This is a genomic window from Pseudomonas imperatae (assembly GCF_057128625.1).
In genome coordinates this window covers 19,861-35,329 of sequence record NZ_JBSKHP010000037.1, presented here as the reverse complement: position 1 = coordinate 35,329, position 15,469 = coordinate 19,861, and the positions used below count along the sequence as shown (strand labels likewise).

The 15,469-nt window shown below is 63.6% G+C and carries 14 protein-coding genes; 5 read left to right on the top strand and 9 right to left on the bottom strand.

The window, feature by feature from the left end:
• Positions 1 to 35: 35 nt before the first annotated feature.
• The 8 genes from rseP to rpsB form a co-directional block, all read right to left on the bottom strand.
• On the bottom strand, positions 36 to 1,388 hold the full coding sequence (rseP, locus tag ACWKWX_RS30160) for a sigma E protease regulator RseP (protein ID WP_416422847.1): 1,353 nt from the start codon (positions 1,386 to 1,388) through the stop codon (positions 36 to 38).
• Positions 1,389 to 1,449: 61 nt separating this feature from the next.
• The gene (gene ispC, locus ACWKWX_RS30155; protein WP_483829651.1) at positions 1,450 to 2,640 is read right to left on the bottom strand and encodes a 1-deoxy-D-xylulose-5-phosphate reductoisomerase; all 1,191 of its coding nucleotides are present in this window, start codon (positions 2,638 to 2,640) and stop codon (positions 1,450 to 1,452) included.
• On the bottom strand, positions 2,637 to 3,452 hold the full coding sequence (locus ACWKWX_RS30150; RefSeq protein WP_416422845.1) for a phosphatidate cytidylyltransferase: 816 nt from the start codon (positions 3,450 to 3,452) through the stop codon (positions 2,637 to 2,639). The genes ispC and ACWKWX_RS30150 overlap by 4 nt, the downstream gene beginning before the upstream one ends.
• On the bottom strand, positions 3,452 to 4,207 hold the full coding sequence (uppS, locus tag ACWKWX_RS30145; protein ID WP_483829650.1) for a polyprenyl diphosphate synthase: 756 nt from the start codon (positions 4,205 to 4,207) through the stop codon (positions 3,452 to 3,454). The genes ACWKWX_RS30150 and uppS overlap by 1 nt, the downstream gene beginning before the upstream one ends.
• Before the next feature lie 19 nt (positions 4,208 to 4,226).
• On the bottom strand, positions 4,227 to 4,784 hold the full coding sequence (frr, locus tag ACWKWX_RS30140) for a ribosome recycling factor (RefSeq protein WP_416422843.1): 558 nt from the start codon (positions 4,782 to 4,784) through the stop codon (positions 4,227 to 4,229).
• Positions 4,781 to 5,524, bottom strand: coding sequence for a UMP kinase (pyrH, locus tag ACWKWX_RS30135; protein ID WP_008366369.1), 744 nt, complete (start codon positions 5,522 to 5,524; stop codon positions 4,781 to 4,783). The genes frr and pyrH overlap by 4 nt, the downstream gene beginning before the upstream one ends.
• 187 nt (positions 5,525 to 5,711) lie before the next feature.
• Entirely contained in the window at positions 5,712 to 6,581 is an 870-nt protein-coding gene (gene tsf, locus ACWKWX_RS30130; RefSeq protein WP_473005598.1) for a translation elongation factor Ts, read from the bottom strand.
• Between the two features lie 181 nt (positions 6,582 to 6,762).
• Positions 6,763 to 7,503, bottom strand: a complete 741-nt coding sequence (rpsB, locus tag ACWKWX_RS30125) for a 30S ribosomal protein S2 (protein ID WP_249672328.1) — start codon at positions 7,501 to 7,503, stop codon at positions 6,763 to 6,765.
• 342 nt (positions 7,504 to 7,845) lie between these two features.
• Between rpsB and map the strand changes: the two genes are divergently transcribed.
• The 3 genes from map to dapC all read left to right on the top strand — a co-directional run bounded on the left by map (position 7,846) and on the right by dapC (position 12,669).
• The gene (gene map / locus ACWKWX_RS30120; RefSeq protein WP_277962027.1) at positions 7,846 to 8,628 is read left to right on the top strand and encodes a type I methionyl aminopeptidase; all 783 of its coding nucleotides are present in this window, start codon (positions 7,846 to 7,848) and stop codon (positions 8,626 to 8,628) included.
• Positions 8,629 to 8,759: 131 nt separating this feature from the next.
• The gene (locus tag ACWKWX_RS30115) at positions 8,760 to 11,462 is read left to right on the top strand and encodes a [protein-PII] uridylyltransferase (RefSeq protein WP_416422841.1); all 2,703 of its coding nucleotides are present in this window, start codon (positions 8,760 to 8,762) and stop codon (positions 11,460 to 11,462) included.
• A gap of 10 nt (positions 11,463 to 11,472) precedes the next feature.
• The gene (gene dapC, locus ACWKWX_RS30110) at positions 11,473 to 12,669 is read left to right on the top strand and encodes a succinyldiaminopimelate transaminase (protein ID WP_483829649.1); all 1,197 of its coding nucleotides are present in this window, start codon (positions 11,473 to 11,475) and stop codon (positions 12,667 to 12,669) included.
• A 77-nt stretch (positions 12,670 to 12,746) separates the two neighbouring features.
• Here the strand turns inward: dapC and ACWKWX_RS30105 are convergent, their stop codons facing one another.
• The gene (locus ACWKWX_RS30105; protein WP_416422839.1) at positions 12,747 to 14,408 is read right to left on the bottom strand and encodes a Na+/H+ antiporter; all 1,662 of its coding nucleotides are present in this window, start codon (positions 14,406 to 14,408) and stop codon (positions 12,747 to 12,749) included.
• A gap of 232 nt (positions 14,409 to 14,640) precedes the next feature.
• Between ACWKWX_RS30105 and ACWKWX_RS30100 the strand changes: the two genes are divergently transcribed.
• Positions 14,641 to 14,967 (top strand): helix-turn-helix domain-containing protein, encoded by a 327-nt coding sequence (locus ACWKWX_RS30100; protein ID WP_416422838.1) that lies wholly within the window; start codon positions 14,641 to 14,643, stop codon positions 14,965 to 14,967.
• A 119-nt stretch (positions 14,968 to 15,086) separates the two neighbouring features.
• Complete coding sequence (locus tag ACWKWX_RS30095) at positions 15,087 to 15,437, top strand: ArsC family reductase (RefSeq protein WP_483829648.1); 351 nt, start codon at positions 15,087 to 15,089, stop codon at positions 15,435 to 15,437.
• Positions 15,438 to 15,469: the final 32 nt, after the last annotated feature.

Here is a 15,469-nt window from a genome sequence, read left to right as displayed (position 1 = left end):
CCGCAAAGGCGGCAGGTTCGCAATTGAGCGAAGCTTTACAGTCGACCCAAATCGTTGATCAGGGCAAGCAACATCACCCCGACTACCAAACTGATACCGATCTGGATCCCCCAACCCTGTACCCGATCCGACACTGGGCGACCACGCACCCATTCGATCAGGTAGAACAGCAAGTGCCCCCCATCCAACACGGGGATGGGCAGCAAATTCAGAACCCCCAGGCTAATGCTCAGATAGGCGAGGAAATTCAGGAAATCCCCAACGCCCGACTGGGCTGAAGCGCCCGCCACTTTAGCAATGGTTATCGGTCCACTCAAGTTTTTTACCGAGAGCTCGCCGAAGAGCATTTTCTTTAGCGAATCAAGGGTCAGCACGCTCATGGTCCAGGTGCGCCGGGCGCCCTCGCCGATGGCGGCAAGCGGGCCGTAGCTGACCTCGCGGGTCATTTCCGGCGGCCACTCCACGGCCTTCACCCCGGCACCCATGTAGCCCGCGGCAGCCTTGCCTTCGCCGCGGGTGGCCAGGGTCACCGGCACATCCAACAGCTGGCCATCACGCTGCACATGCAGGGTGATCTTGCCGTCGGGGCGCTGGCGCACCAGGTCCACGACCTGCTGCCAATCGCCCAGCGCCTGGCCATCCAGGGCCAGCAGGCGGTCGCCGGTTTTCAGACCAGCGGCCTGGGCCGGGCCCTTGGGATCCAGCTCAGCCAGCACCGGCTCCAGCGCAGGACGCCATGGGCGGATACCCAGGGAATGAATCGGGTCGGGCTCGTCGGTGCCCTGAAGCCAGTGGTCCAGCGCCAGGGTATGCGGCTCATCGGCCGTAGAGCCCTGGGGACGCACGTTGACCTGCAGCGAACCGCTCTCGCCCAGGCGACGGACCAGCTGCAGGTTGACCTGGGACCAGCCGCTGGTGGCTTCGCCATCTACTGAAACAATTTCACTGCCCGCGCTCAGGCCGGCCACTGCCGCGATACTGCCCGGCTCGACGGCACCGATCACCGGCTTGACCTGCTGGCTGCCCAGCATCGCCAGCACCCAGAAGAAGAAGATTGCCAACAGGAAGTTGGCCACAGGGCCGGCGGCGACGATGGCAATGCGCTGGCCGACCTTCTTGCGGTTGAAGGCTTGGTCCAGCTGCTCGGCCGGCACCTCGCCCTCGCGTTCGTCGAGCATTTTCACGTAGCCACCCAACGGGATGGCTGCTACCACGTATTCGGTGCCCTGGCGGTCATGCCAACGCAACAGCGGCAGGCCGAAGCCCACGGAGAAACGCAGAACCTTGACACCACAGCGTCGCGCGACCCAGAAATGGCCGAATTCGTGAAAGGTAACCAGCACACCCAGCGCCACCAGGGTACCGACAATCATGTAGAGCGCACTCATAACTCTCTCCGAATTGCGTCGCGGCGCCAATCAACCGGGGTGTGCATGCACACCGCGGCGATCAACGCCCGTGGCGATTCAACCATTGCCCCGCCAGCTCGCGGGCCCGGGCATCGGCGGCAAACACCGCGTCCAGCGCATCCAGGGCCACCACCGGCTCCTGCTCCAGCACATCCTCGATCATACGCGCGATCTCGGGATAACGGATGCGCCGCTCAAGAAATGCCGCCACCGCAACTTCGTTGGCAGCGTTGAGCATCGCCGGCGCGCTATTGCCGGCCTGGGCAGCCTGCCGCGCCAGGCGCAGGCAAGGGAAGCGCTGCTCGTCGGGGGCTTCGAAATCCAGCCGGCCGACGGCGAACAGGTCCAGCGGCGCAACCCCCGAATCCATGCGCGCCGGCCAGGCCAGCGCGTGGGCGATAGGGGTGCGCATGTCGGGGTTGCCCAACTGCGCCAGCACCGAGCCGTCGACATAATCGACCATGGAGTGAATCACACTTTGGCGATGCACCACCACCTCGACCTGCTCGGGCCGCGCGTCAAACAGCCAGCAAGCCTCGATCAGTTCCAGGCCCTTGTTCATCATGCTGGCCGAATCCACGGAAATCTTGCGCCCCATGGACCAGTTCGGGTGCGCGCAGGCCTGTTCGGGGGTCACGTGCTCGAGGTCGGCCAGCGGCGTCTCGCGGAACGGGCCGCCACTGGCGGTCAGCAGGATGCGGCGCACGCCGACATTGCCCAGGCCACGGCTGAAATCAGCGGGCAGGCACTGGAAGATGGCGTTGTGCTCGCTGTCGATGGGCAGCAGCACTGCGCCGCTGCGGCGCACCGCCTGCATGAACAGCGCGCCGGACATCACCAGCGCCTCCTTGTTGGCCAGCAAGACCTTCTTGCCCGCCTCCACGGCCGCCAGCGTCGGGCGCAGGCCCGCGGCGCCGACAATGGCCGCCATCACCGCGTCCACGCGCGGGTCGGCAGCCACCTGGCACAGGCCCTGCTCGCCGATCAGTACCTGGGTCGCCAGCCCGGCGGCACGCAGCCCGGCCTCCAGCTGGCGCGCGCCCGCCTCGTCCGCCACCACGGCCACCTGGGGCTGGTGCTTGACGCACAACGCCAGCAGCTCCTGCAGGCGCGAATGGCCGGTGAGCGCGAACACCTGGTACAGGTCCGGGTGGCGCGCCACCACGTCCAGGGTGCTCAGGCCGATAGAGCCGGTGGCACCGAGCACGGTAATCATCTGTGGCTTGTTCACAGGGGACTCCAGTTGGCAGCCCAGAGCAGCACGGCGAACACCGGCACCGCAGCGGTCAGGCTGTCGATGCGGTCCAGCACGCCGCCATGGCCCGGCAGCAGGTTGCTGCTGTCCTTGATACCGGCGCGGCGCTTGAACATGCTTTCGGTCAGGTCACCGACCACCGACAGCGCTACCACGATGGCCGCGCCAATCAGGCACAGCAGGGTTTCACCGATGCCCCAGTGACGCACCTGGCCGACCACCAGAGTAATCAGCAGGCTCACCGCCATGCCACCGTAGAAGCCCGCCCAGCTCTTGCCGGGGCTGACCTGCGGGGCCAGCTTGGCCTTGCCGAACGCCCTGCCGGAGAAGTAGGCGCCAATGTCGGCAGCCCAGACCAGCACCATCACCGCCAGGATCAGCCAGTTGCCTTGGCCCTGGGCCTTGATCAGCACCAGGCCCTGCCAGGCGGGCAGCAGGATCAGCAGGCCGATCAGCAGCTTGCAGGCCACGCTGGCCCACTGCTCGCTGGTGCGCGGGAAGGTCAGCACCAGGAACGTTGCCACACCCCACCAGATCAGCGCAGCGGCCAGCACGAACGGCGCCAGCGCAGGCGACAGGTACAGGAAGAACAGGATGGCGGCCACCACGGCGGCAAAGCCCACCCGCGCGCCCTGGGCCTCGAAACCGGCCAGTCGTGCCCATTCCCAGGCGCCCAGGGTCACTACCAGGCCGATGAACAGGGCAAAGCCCGCCCCTTCGAGCAGGAAGAAACCGCACAGGGCGATCGGCAGCAGGATCAGCGCTGTAATGATGCGTTGTTTAAGCATTAAGCACGGGCTCCGGCTTCGACCTGCTCGCTCGTCTTACCGAAGCGGCGCTGGCGCGAAGCGAAATCGGCCAGCGCGGTGCGCATGGCGTCGTGTTTGAAGTCCGGCCAGAACAGGTCGGAGAAATACAGCTCGGCGTAGGCCAGCTGCCAGAGCAGGAAGTTGCTGATGCGTCGCTCGCCGCCCGTGCGGATGCACAGGTCAGGCAACGGCAGGTCGCCGGTGGACAGGCAGGTCTGCAACAACCCGGGAGTAATGTCGTCCGGGCGCAGGTGCCCGGCCTGGACTTCGCGGGCCAGGCGCTGTGCGGCCTGGGCGATGTCCCACTGGCCGCCATAGTTGGCGGCGATCTGCAGCACGAAGCGCTCATTGCCGGCGGTCAACGCCTCCGCCTCACGCATGGCAGCCTGCAACTCGGGGTGAAAGCGCGAGCGATCGCCGATGATGCGCAGGCTGATGCGGTTTTCATTCAGGCGCCGCGCTTCCCGGCGCAGGGCCGAGAAGAACAGTTCCATCAGGGCCCCGACCTCTTCGGCCGGCCGTTGCCAGTTCTCGCTGGAGAAGGCAAAGAGGGTCAGGACCTCGACCTTCGCCTCTGCGCACACCTCGATGACGGCACGAACGGCGTCCACGCCGGCCTTGTGCCCGGCGATACCGGGCAACAGGCGCTTCTTCGCCCAGCGATTATTCCCATCCATGATGATCGCAACGTGTCGCGGCACCGAAGACGGCGCAGTCTGCTTGGTCTTTTCCATGGAAACGCGCGGATCCTTCTTATACAGCCATCAAGTCGGCTTCTTTCTGCTTCACGGCCACTTCGATTTCGGCAACGAATTTGTCGGTCAACTTCTGGACGTCATCGGCGGCACGACGCTCTTCGTCTTCGCTGATTTCCTTTTCCTTGACCAGGTCTTTCAGCTGGCCCAGGGCGTCACGACGGATGTTACGCACGGCAACGCGACCGTCTTCGGCCGCTTCACGGGCCTGCTTGGTGAAGCCCTTGCGGGTTTCTTCGGTCAGGGCCGGCATGGTGATCAGCAGCAGCTCACCCAGGTTGGTTGGGTTGAAGCCCAGGCCCGAGCTCTGGATGGCCTTGTCGACGGCGGCCAGCATGTTGCGCTCGAACGCCACGACCTGCAGGGTGCGCGAGTCTTTAACAGTAACGTTGGCCACCTGGTTCAGCGGGGTGTCAGCGCCGTAGTAAGGCACCATCACGCCGCCCAGGATGCTGGGGTGCGCCTGACCGGTACGGATGCGGCTGAACGCGTGGGCCAGCGATTCCAGGGATTTCTGCATGCGCTCTTGAGCGTCTTTCTTGATTTCGTTGATCATTCTTCGCCTTCCTCGATCAGAGTTCCTTCAGCGCCGCCCACTACGATATTCAGCAGAGCGCCTGGCTTGTTCATGTTAAACACCCGCAACGGCATGTTGTGGTCGCGGCACAGGCAGATGGCGGTCAGGTCCATCACACCCAGCTTGCGGTCCAGCACCTCATCGTACGTCAGGCGGTCAAATTTCTCAGCATGCGGATCCTTGAATGGATCGGCAGTGTACACACCATCCACCTTGGTTGCCTTCAACACCACGTCGGCACCGATTTCGATGGCGCGCAGGCACGCTGCGGAGTCGGTGGTGAAGAACGGGTTGCCGGTACCGGCAGCGAAGATCACCACGTCACCGGACTTGAGCAGGCGGTCGGCCTTGCGGCGGTCGTAGTGGTCGGTCACGCCAACCATGGTGATCGCCGACATGACGATGGCGGGGATGTTGGAGCGCTCCAGCGCATCGCGCATGGCCAGGGCGTTCATCACCGTGGCGAGCATGCCCATGTGGTCACCGGTAACGCGGTCCATGCCGGCTTCGCTCAGGGCGGCACCACGGAACAGGTTGCCGCCACCGATGACCAGGCCGACCTGCACGCCGATACCTACCAGCTGGCCAACTTCCAGGGCCATGCGGTCCAGCACCTTCGGGTCGATGCCGAAGTCTTCCGAGCCCATCAGGGCCTCGCCGCTAAGTTTGAGCAAAATGCGTTTATAGCGAGGTTGACGACCACTAACCTGCTGAGCCATTGCGAATCTCTCCTGCGGCGTTAAAAAATTCTGGGCGGGCTGTTTGCAGCCTGCGCTAACTCTAGCTTGGCGCTGCTACAGCGCCATCGGAAGCGGCCTTGTAAGCCACGATTCCGCCTTTCACTTTGACAAAGAGGCTGCGCGCGTGAGCGGGCAGCCTCTTTGGGACGACAGCGGTTAGACCGTCTTACTGCTTGGCAGCAGCCAGCTGAGCGGCAACTTCTTCAGCGAAGTTGTCAACTGGCTTCTCGATGCCTTCACCAACCTTGAAGTAGGTGAACGAAACGATTTCAGCGCCAGCTTTCTTGGCCAGGTCGCCAACCTTGACTTCAGGGTTCTTGACGAACGGCTGCTCGACCAGGGAAGCCTCGGCCAGGAACTTCTTGATGCGACCGTCGATCATGTTCGCAACGATGTTCTCAGGCTTGCCTTTCATCTTCTCTTCGTTCAGCTGCAGGAACACGGCTTTCTCGCGTTCGATGGCTTCGGCGGAGACTTGCGATGGCAGCAGGAACTCTGGGTTGCTGGCAGCCACGTGCATGGCGATGTCTTTGGCCAGCTCGGCGTTGCCGCCTTTCAGGGCAACCACTACGCCGATCTTGTTACCGTGCAGGTAAGCGTCGACCACGTCGCCTTCAACGCGAACCAGGCGGCGAATGTTGACGTTTTCGCCAACTTTGGCAACCAGGGCTTCGCGAGCAGCTTCCTGAGCGGCGATCAGCGGAGCTGCGTCGGTCAGTTTGTCGGCCAGGGCTTTTTCAACGCTGGCAGCCACGAAGTTCTTGAAGTCGTCCTGCAGGGCCAGGAAGTCGGTCTGCGAGTTGACTTCCAGGATGACGGCCGACTTGTTGTCAGCGTCAACTTTAACGGCGATAGCGCCTTCAGCGGCAACGTTGCCAGCCTTTTTGGCAGCCTTGATGGCGCCCGAGGCACGCATGTCGTCGATCGCTTTTTCGATGTCGCCGCCAGCCTTGGTCAAGGCCTTTTTGCAGTCCATCATGCCTTCGCCGGTACGCTCGCGCAGTTCTTTGACCAACGCTGCAGTAATTTCTGCCATTTCAAAATCCTCTTGGATAGGTTTTCAACCATTCCACCCGATTGGCACGGGCGCTCAATTCTTGAACACTGCCAGCTACTGCGTTAAAAAAATGCAATGACTACGCAGACAGGTTCTCGAGGTGGCAAAAAGGGGGCCTAGCCCCCTTTTTGCGTACCGAGTAAACGCTGGGCGTCTAGACTCAGCCTTCTACCGCTGCAGCAGGAGCGTCCTGGACGTACTCTTCAGTACCGCCAGCAACGTGGTTGCGGCCACGGATAACGGCGTCAGCCATCGAACCCATGTACAACTGGATGGCGCGGATGGCGTCATCGTTACCTGGGATGATGTAGTCAACGCCTTCTGGGCTGGAGTTGGTATCGACTACGCCGATAACCGGGATACCCAGCTTGTTGGCTTCGGTGATCGCGATGCGCTCGTGATCAACGTCGATAACGAACAGTGCGTCAGGCAGGCCGCCCATGTCCTTGATACCACCCAGGGAGCGATCCAGTTTTTCCAGATCACGGGTGCGCATCAGGGCTTCTTTCTTGGTCAGCTTGGCAAAGGTGCCATCTTCGGCCTGGGTTTCCAGGTCGCGCAGACGCTTGATCGAAGCACGGATGGTTTTGAAGTTGGTCAGCATGCCGCCCAACCAGCGGTGGTCGACGTACGGCGAACCGCAACGTGCTGCTTCTTCAGCAACGATCTTGCCAGCCGAACGCTTGGTGCCGACGAACAGGATCTTGTTCTTGCCCTGGGCCAGGCGCTCAACGAAAGTCAGAGCTTCGTTGAACATTGGCAGGGTTTTTTCGAGGTTGATGATGTGAATCTTGTTGCGCGCGCCGAAAATGTACTTGCCCATTTTCGGGTTCCAGTAACGGGTCTGGTGGCCGAAGTGCACACCGGCCTTCAGCATATCGCGCATATTGACTTGGGACATGATAGTTCCTTGATAAGTCGGGTTAGGCCTCCACGTACCCCAATGACCAACCAGCAGCTAGAGCTGAAGGCACCCAGGTCATCGTGCCGGCACGTGTGTGGGTTTGTGCTTTCGGGGCTATCCCCGGAAAGCGGCGCATTTTATACCACAGAACCTTTGCCAGCGAAACCCGAATTCACGTTGTCGATCAACGACTTTTGCGTGGAAGCTTGTTTCGCGCAACAATGGCCCCATGACTCTATATAGAGAAGCGATGCCTGGCGACAGTTCCCGCTGCCGTACGTCTGGTAGAATCGTTTCATCCCGTGTTTGCCTGCGCCGCCGAGCGCCCAGAGAGCCCGTATGACCGTTACCATCAAAACTCCCGAGGACATCGAGCACATGCGCGTTGCCGGCCGCCTGGCCGCGCAAGTGCTGGAAATGATCGAGCCCCACGTCAAGCCCGGCGTGACCACGGAAGAGCTGGACCGCCTGTGCCACGACTTCATCGTCAATGAGCAGAAGGCCATCCCGGCCCCGCTGAACTACAAGGGCTTCCCCAAGTCGATCTGCACCTCGATCAACCACGTGGTCTGCCACGGCATTCCAGGTGACAAGGTGCTCAAGGACGGCGACACCCTGAACATCGACGTCACCGTGATCAAGGACGGCTACCACGGCGACACCAGCCGCATGTTCCACGTGGGCACCGTGCCGGCCTGGGCCGAGCGCCTGTCCAAGGTCACCCAGGAATGCATGTACAAGGCCATCGAACTGGTGAAGCCGGGCTGCCGCCTGGGCGACATCGGCGAAGTGATCCAGAAACACGCCGAAAAGAATGGTTTCTCGGTGGTGCGCGAGTTCTGCGGCCACGGCATCGGCAAGGTGTTCCACGAAGAGCCGCAGATTCTGCACTACGGCCGCGCTGGCACCGGCATGGAACTGAAGGAAGGCATGACCTTCACCATCGAGCCGATGATCAACCAGGGCAAGGCCGACACCAAGGTGCTGGGCGACGGCTGGACCGCCATCACCAAGGACCGCAAGCTGTCGGCGCAGTGGGAACATACCCTGGTGGTGACCGCTACCGGCTACGAGATTTTCACCCTGCGCGCGGACGACACCATCCCACGCGTCTCGGCCTGATGTGACCCATTAATTGTGGGAGCTGGCTTGCCAGCGAGCTTTTGGGGGCCTGCCAAAAACTCGCTGGCAAGCCAGCTCCCACAATAGCGTTCCAGCCCAAATTGCCCCTACAGTTCAGGAAGGCCCATTCGATGCCCCAGGTGGATCCGGAGTTGTTCGATCGCGGCCAGTTCCAGGCGGAACTGGCCCTCAAGGCGAGCCCCATCGCCGCGTTCAAGAAAGCCATTCGCCAGGCCCGCGACGTGCTGGATGGGCGCTTTCGCGCCGGCCGCGATATTCGCCGGCTGATCGAGGACCGCGCCTGGTTCGTCGATAACATCCTCCAGCAGGCCTGGAAACAGTTCGACTGGAGCGACGAAGCCGACATCGCCCTGGTGGCCGTTGGCGGCTATGGCCGTGGCGAGCTGCACCCCTACTCCGACATCGACCTGCTGATTCTGCTGGAAAGCTCGGACCACGAGATTTTCCGCGACTCCATCGAGCGTTTTCTCACGCTGCTGTGGGACATCGGCCTAGAAGTGGGCCAGAGCGTGCGCTCCATCGACGAGTGCGCCGAACAGGCCCGCGCCGACCTCACCATCATCACCAACCTGATGGAAAGCCGCACCGTGGCCGGCCCCGAGCGCCTGCGCAAGCGCATGCTGGAAGTCACCGGCACCGCGCACATGTGGCCCAGCAAGGACTTCTTCCTGGCCAAGCGCGCCGAGCAGAAAGCCCGGCACCACAAGTACAACGACACCGAATACAACCTGGAGCCCAACGTCAAGGGCTCCCCGGGCGGGCTGCGCGACATCCAGACCATCCTCTGGGTGGCCCGCCGCCAGTACGGCACCCTGAACCTGCACGCCCTGGCCGGCGAAGGCTTCCTGCTGGAAAGCGAGAACAACCTGCTGGCCAGCTCCCAGGAGTTCCTGTGGAAGGTGCGCTACGCCCTGCACATGCTGGCCGGGCGCGCCGAAGACCGCCTGCTGTTCGACCACCAGCGCACCATCGCCGGCCTGCTGGGCTTCAAGGACAGCGACGCGAAGCTGGCCATCGAACGCTTCATGCAGAAGTACTACCGCGTGGTGATGAGCATCGCCGAGCTCAGCGACCTGATCATCCAGCACTTCGAGGAAGTTATCCTGGCCGATGACGTGGGCAGCGTCACCTTGCCCATCAACTCGCGCTTCCAGCTGCACGACGGCTACATCGAGGCGGTGCACGCCAACGTGTTCAAGCGCACGCCGTTCGCCATGCTGGAAATTTTCGTGCTGATGGCGCAGAACCCCGAGATCAAGGGCGTACGCGCAGATACCATCCGCCTGCTGCGCGAACATCGCCACCTGATCGACGACGATTTCCGCAACGACATTCGCAACACCAGCCTGTTCATCGAGCTGTTCAAGTGCGAGATCGGCATCCACCGCAACCTGCGCCGCATGAACCGCTACGGCATCCTGGGCCGCTACCTGCCCGAGTTCGGCCACATCGTGGGGCAGATGCAGCACGACCTGTTCCACATCTATACGGTGGACGCGCACACGCTGAACCTGATCAAGCACCTGCGCAAGTTGCAGTACACGCCGGTGTCGGAGAAATTCCCGCTGGCCAGCAAGCTCATGGGCCAGCTGCCCAAGCCCGAGCTGATCTACCTGGCCGGCCTGTACCATGACATCGGCAAGGGCCGCCAGGGCGACCACTCCGACCTGGGCGCGGTGGACGCCGAGGCGTTCTGCCAGCGCCACCAGCTGCCCGTATGGGACAGCCGCCTGATCGTATGGCTGGTGCAGAACCACCTGGTGATGTCGACCACCGCCCAGCGCAAGGACCTCTCCGACCCGCAGGTGATCCACGACTTCGCCCAGCTGGTGGGCGACCAGACGCACCTGGACTACCTCTACGTGCTGACCGTGGCCGACATCAACGCCACCAACCCCAGCCTGTGGAACAGCTGGCGCGCCAGCCTGCTGCGCCAGCTGTTCACCGAGACCAAGCGCGCCCTGCGCCGCGGCCTGGAGAACCCGCTGGACCGCGAGGAGCAGATCCGCCAGACCCAGAGCGCGGCCCTGGACATCCTGGTGCGCGCCGGCACCGATCCGGACGACGTCGAGCAGCTGTGGTCGCAGCTGGGCGACGACTATTTCCTGCGCCACACCGCCGGCGACGTCGCCTGGCACAGCGACGCCATCCTCCAGCAGCCGCTGGACGGCGGCCCGCTGGTGCTGATCAAGGAAACCACCCAGCGCGAGTTCGAGGGCGGCACGCAGATCTTCATCTACGCGCCCGACCAGCACGACTTCTTCGCCGTGACCGTGGCGGCCATGGACCAGCTCAACCTGAATATCCATGACGCGCGCATCATCACCTCCAGCAGCCAGTTCACCCTCGACACCTACATTGTCCTGGACACCGACGGCGGCTCGATCGGCGACAACCCGGTGCGCGTCAAGGAGATCCGCAGCGGCCTCACCGAAGCCCTGCGCAACCCCGATGACTACCCCACCATCATCCAGCGTCGGGTGCCGCGCCAGCTCAAGCACTTTGCCTTCGCGCCCCAGGTCACCATTCATAACGATGCCCAGCGCCCGGTGACTATCCTGGAGCTCAGCGCCCCGGACCGCCCCGGCCTGCTGGCGCGCATCGGCAAGATTTTCCTGGAGTTCGACCTGTCGCTGCAGAACGCCAAGATCGCCACCCTGGGCGAACGGGTGGAAGACGTGTTCTTCATCACCGACGCCGACAACCAACCGCTTTCCGACCCGCAACTGTGCAGCCGCCTGCAGGATGCCATCGTCGACCAACTGAGTGTCAGCCAGCCGCAGGGCGTCGAGCTGTCGCGCCTGAGCATTTAGAGGAACATTCGTGAACAACGCTTTGAACCAGCTGCAGCCCTACCCGTTCGAGAAACTGCGCAAGCTGCTGGGCGCCGTCACGCCCAACCCGGGCAAGCGCGCCATCGCCCTGTCCATCGGCGAGCCCAAGCACCGCTCGCCCAGCTTCGTGGCCGAAGCGCTGAGCGCCAACCTCGACCAGATGGCCGTGTACCCCACCACCCTGGGCATCCCGGCCCTGCGCGAGGCGATTGGCACCTGGTGCGAGCGCCGCTTCAACGTGCCGGCCGGCTGGATCGACCCGGCGCGCCACGTGCTGCCGGTGAACGGCACCCGCGAGGCGCTGTTCGCCTTCACCCAGACCGTGGTCGAGCGCAGCGACGATGGCCTGGTGGTCAGCCCCAACCCGTTCTACCAGATCTACGAAGGCGCAGCCCTGCTGGCCGGTGCCACCCCGCACTACCTGCCGTGCCTGGACAGCAACGGCTTCAACCCGGATTTCGACGCCGTATCGGCCGAGACCTGGGACCGCTGCCAGATCCTGTTCCTGTGCTCGCCAGGCAACCCCACCGGCGCCCTGGTGCCGATGGACACCCTGAAAAAGCTGATTGCCCTCGCCGACAAGCACGACTTCGTGATTGCCGCCGATGAGTGCTACAGCGAGCTGTACTTCGACGAACAAACCCCGCCACCCGGCCTGCTCAGCGCCTGCGTGGAGCTGGGCCGCAGCGACTTCAAGCGTTGCGTGGTGTTCCACAGCCTGTCCAAGCGCTCGAACCTGCCGGGCCTGCGCTCGGGCTTCGTCGCCGGCGACGCCGAGATCCTCAAGGCGTTCCTGCTGTACCGCACCTACCACGGCTGCGCCATGCCCGTGCAGACCCAACTGGCCAGCATCGCCGCCTGGAACGACGAAGTGCACGTGCGCGCCAACCGCGCCCTGTACCGCGAGAAGTTCGATGCCGTGCTGGAAATCCTGGCGCCGGTGCTGGACGTGCAGCGCCCGGACGGCAGCTTCTACCTGTGGCCGAAGGTGCCGATGGATGACGCGCAGTTCTGCCAACAGCTGTTCGAGCAGCAGCACGTGACCGTGGTGCCGGGCTCGTACCTGTCCCGTGACGTGGATGGCGTGAACCCGGGTGCCGGCCGCGTGCGCATGGCCCTGGTCGCGCCACTGGCCGAGTGCGTGGAAGCTGCCGAGCGCATTCGCGACTTCGTCAGCCAGCGCTGAAACCCTGACGCGGCCTGGCGGCCACTGCTACGGGACCGTGTAGCAGCGGCCACCAGGCCGCGTCAGCACCCGCCCGGTCAGCCGACCGAGGGCCGGGTCACCCCCAGGTTCGCCTCGCTCAAGTCCAACTCGCTGAGAATCTCGCGCAGCACGTCATCACCGATATGGTGATGACGGCGCAGGTCATACAGCTCCAGGCGCTGGGCGCGCAGGCCGCGGATACGCAGGCGGCGCTCCAGTTGGTCCATCAACAGCGCCTGCGCCTGGGCCTCGGCGGAGTCGTTGAACACGTCCAGCTGGTGGCGGTACTCGGACATGATCTGCGCCTTCAACTCGGTGGCCAGCGCGGCCTGGGCGGCATCGGGCGCAGGCGCGGCCGGGTCGCTCACCTCTTCGGTTTCCAGCGCACGAATGGCCGCCTCGGCGGTACGCCGCCACACCTCGCGCACTTCCTTGCGCAACGCCTCGTCGGAGGTCTTCTCCACCCCACGCAGCAACAGCGGCAGGGCCACGCAAGCGGCGATCAACGACAATAAAATTACCCCCGCAGCGATGAAGATCAGCAGGTCGCGCTCAGGGAAATCCTGCCCTGCCCCAAGCAGCAACGGCACCGACATCACGCCCGCCAGGGTCACCGCACCGCGCACGCCACCCACGGTCAGCAACCAGCAGGAGCGCGCCGTTGGCAGCATGGTGATGGTGGCCTTGCCGGTCCAGCGGCGCAGCATGCTGATGAAGCGCCAGGTGCTCTGCACCCAGATGAAGCGCAGCACCACCAGTACCAGGAAAATCCCGGCGACATCGAACAGGCGGTAGCCCAGGGTCGGCCACAGCGAGGCCTCGTGGCTGGTGACCGCCTTGATGATGTCCGGCAGTTGCAGGCCCAGCAGCAAAAAGATCAGGCCGTTGAAGGCGAACTCCAGCAGCGACCAGACGCTGCGGTTGAGCAGGCGGGTACTGGTCTGCCGCGGCAGCAGGTCAAGCCAGCTCTGCATCATGCCGGCGGCCACCGCCGAGAGAATGCCCGAGGCGCCCAGGCGCTCGGCCAGCACGTAGGCGGCGAACGGCAGCAACAGCATGAACACCACGTGGGTGGCCGGGTCATCCCAGCCGCGGGCGATCATCCACAGGCGCAGGCGCCCCACCAGCCAGCTCAACGCTACGCCGATGGCCAGGCCCCCCACGGCCACCAGCACGAAGGTCAGGCTGGCCTCGGCCAGCGAAAAATAGCCGGTAACGGCAGCGGCCAGGGCGAACTTGAAGGTCACCAGGCCCGACGCGTCGTTCATCAGCGCCTCGCCCTGCAGGATGCGCATCAGCGGCGTGGGCAGCTTGTCCTGGGCGATGGCCGACACTGCCACGGCGTCGGTGGGCGACAGCACGGCGGCCAGGGCAAAGGCCACCGGCAGCGGGATGGTCGGCAGCAGCCAGTGAATGAAGTAGCCCGCCCCCACCACGGTAAACAGCACCAGGCCCACCGCCAGCATCAGTATCGAGCCGCGGTAGCGCCACAGGTCGCGCTTGGGCATGCGCCAGCCGTCGGCGAACAGCAGCGGTGGCAGGAACAGGAACAGGAACAATTCGGGGTCCAGCACCACGTGCAGCCCCAGGCTGGGCCAGGCCAACAAGGCCCCGGCGGCGATCTGCACCAGTGGCAGCGGAATCGGGATCACCCTCGCCACCAGCCTGCTCAGGCCCACCAGCATCAGCAGGATCAGGACGGTGTAGGCGGTTTGCATAAGACAGTCTTCCCTCTTGCTTCACACGTGCCGGGCGGAATGGAACGCGCCGGACATTAAACGATACATCTTACCGGCACATCGCAAGCAAGGCCGCTGCACCATGGTCGCAGGGAGCCTGGCCACTTGTAACTGGATGCTACCAGACAGGTGGAGGCCCTCGGGATGCGCAAATTCTTTCATAAACCTTATAAAAGACTTATTATCCTGACTACCCTAGAGGTCAGGAAACGTGACGAACGCACCTACTAATATCCAGGTCATCAACGACCCCGACGGCAAGCCGGCATTCGTGGTCATCCCTTACGACCAGTACATAGCGACCCATGGCTGTGCCGACCTGATCCCTCACGAAGTCGTCAGCCGCGTGGTCGATGGGCTCACCCCCATCCGGGCATGGCGCGAGTACCTCGACCTGACCCAGGAAGAAGTCGCTCGCCGCCTTGGCGTCACCCAGCCCGCCTTTGCCCAACAGGAGGCCGTGGCCAGGCCACGCAAGGCTACCCGCGAAAAAATAGCCGCGGCGTTCGGTATCCGTCCCCAGCAACTGGACCTTTGAAGCACATTGCAAGGCAACAGTCATGGCGCCGAAAGAATCGATGCCGCATAATTCGTCGATTCGTATTCAGGAGACCGCAGGGCATGGCCGCGTTCCGCACGGGCCGCCCCCTTTGAACCATGGCTTACACACTGTTCGGCATCAAAGCCTGCGACACCATGAAAAAAGCCCGCACCTGGCTCGACGAGCACGGCGCCGCTTACGAATTCCATGACTACAAGACCCAGGGCATCGACCGCGAGCACCTGGAGCAATGGTGCGGCGAACACGGCTGGGAAGTCGTGCTGAACCGTGCCGGTACTACCTTCCGCAAGCTCGCTGACGAGCAGAAGGCCGATCTGGACCAGGCCCGCGCCATCGAACTGATGCTCGCCCAGCCGTCCATGATCAAGCGCCCGGTGCTGGACCTTGGCCACCGGACCCTCGTGGGCTTCAAGCCCGATATTTATGCGGCGGCCGCCCAGCAATAATGCTGGCAACAGGCCCCATTCATTTGCAAAGA

Excerpts from the sequence above, each read along its gene's own strand:
- rseP (WP_416422847.1), bottom strand. The coding sequence starts at position 1,388 with ATGAGTGCGCTCTACATGATTGTCGGTACCCTGGTGGCGCTGGGTGTG.
- ACWKWX_RS30150 (WP_416422845.1), bottom strand. The coding sequence starts at position 3,452 with ATGCTTAAACAACGCATCATTACAGCGCTGATCCTGCTGCCGATCGCC.
- uppS (WP_483829650.1), bottom strand. The coding sequence starts at position 4,207 with ATGGAAAAGACCAAGCAGACTGCGCCGTCTTCGGTGCCGCGACACGTT.
- frr (WP_416422843.1), bottom strand. The coding sequence starts at position 4,784 with ATGATCAACGAAATCAAGAAAGACGCTCAAGAGCGCATGCAGAAATCC.
- pyrH (WP_008366369.1), bottom strand. The coding sequence starts at position 5,524 with ATGGCTCAGCAGGTTAGTGGTCGTCAACCTCGCTATAAACGCATTTTG.
- tsf (WP_473005598.1), bottom strand. The coding sequence starts at position 6,581 with ATGGCAGAAATTACTGCAGCGTTGGTCAAAGAACTGCGCGAGCGTACC.
- rpsB (WP_249672328.1), bottom strand. The coding sequence starts at position 7,503 with ATGTCCCAAGTCAATATGCGCGATATGCTGAAGGCCGGTGTGCACTTC.
- map (WP_277962027.1), top strand. The coding sequence starts at position 7,846 with ATGACCGTTACCATCAAAACTCCCGAGGACATCGAGCACATGCGCGTT.
- ACWKWX_RS30115 (WP_416422841.1), top strand. The coding sequence starts at position 8,760 with ATGCCCCAGGTGGATCCGGAGTTGTTCGATCGCGGCCAGTTCCAGGCG.
- ACWKWX_RS30105 (WP_416422839.1), bottom strand. The coding sequence starts at position 14,408 with ATGCAAACCGCCTACACCGTCCTGATCCTGCTGATGCTGGTGGGCCTG.
- ACWKWX_RS30095 (WP_483829648.1), top strand. The coding sequence starts at position 15,087 with ATGGCTTACACACTGTTCGGCATCAAAGCCTGCGACACCATGAAAAAA.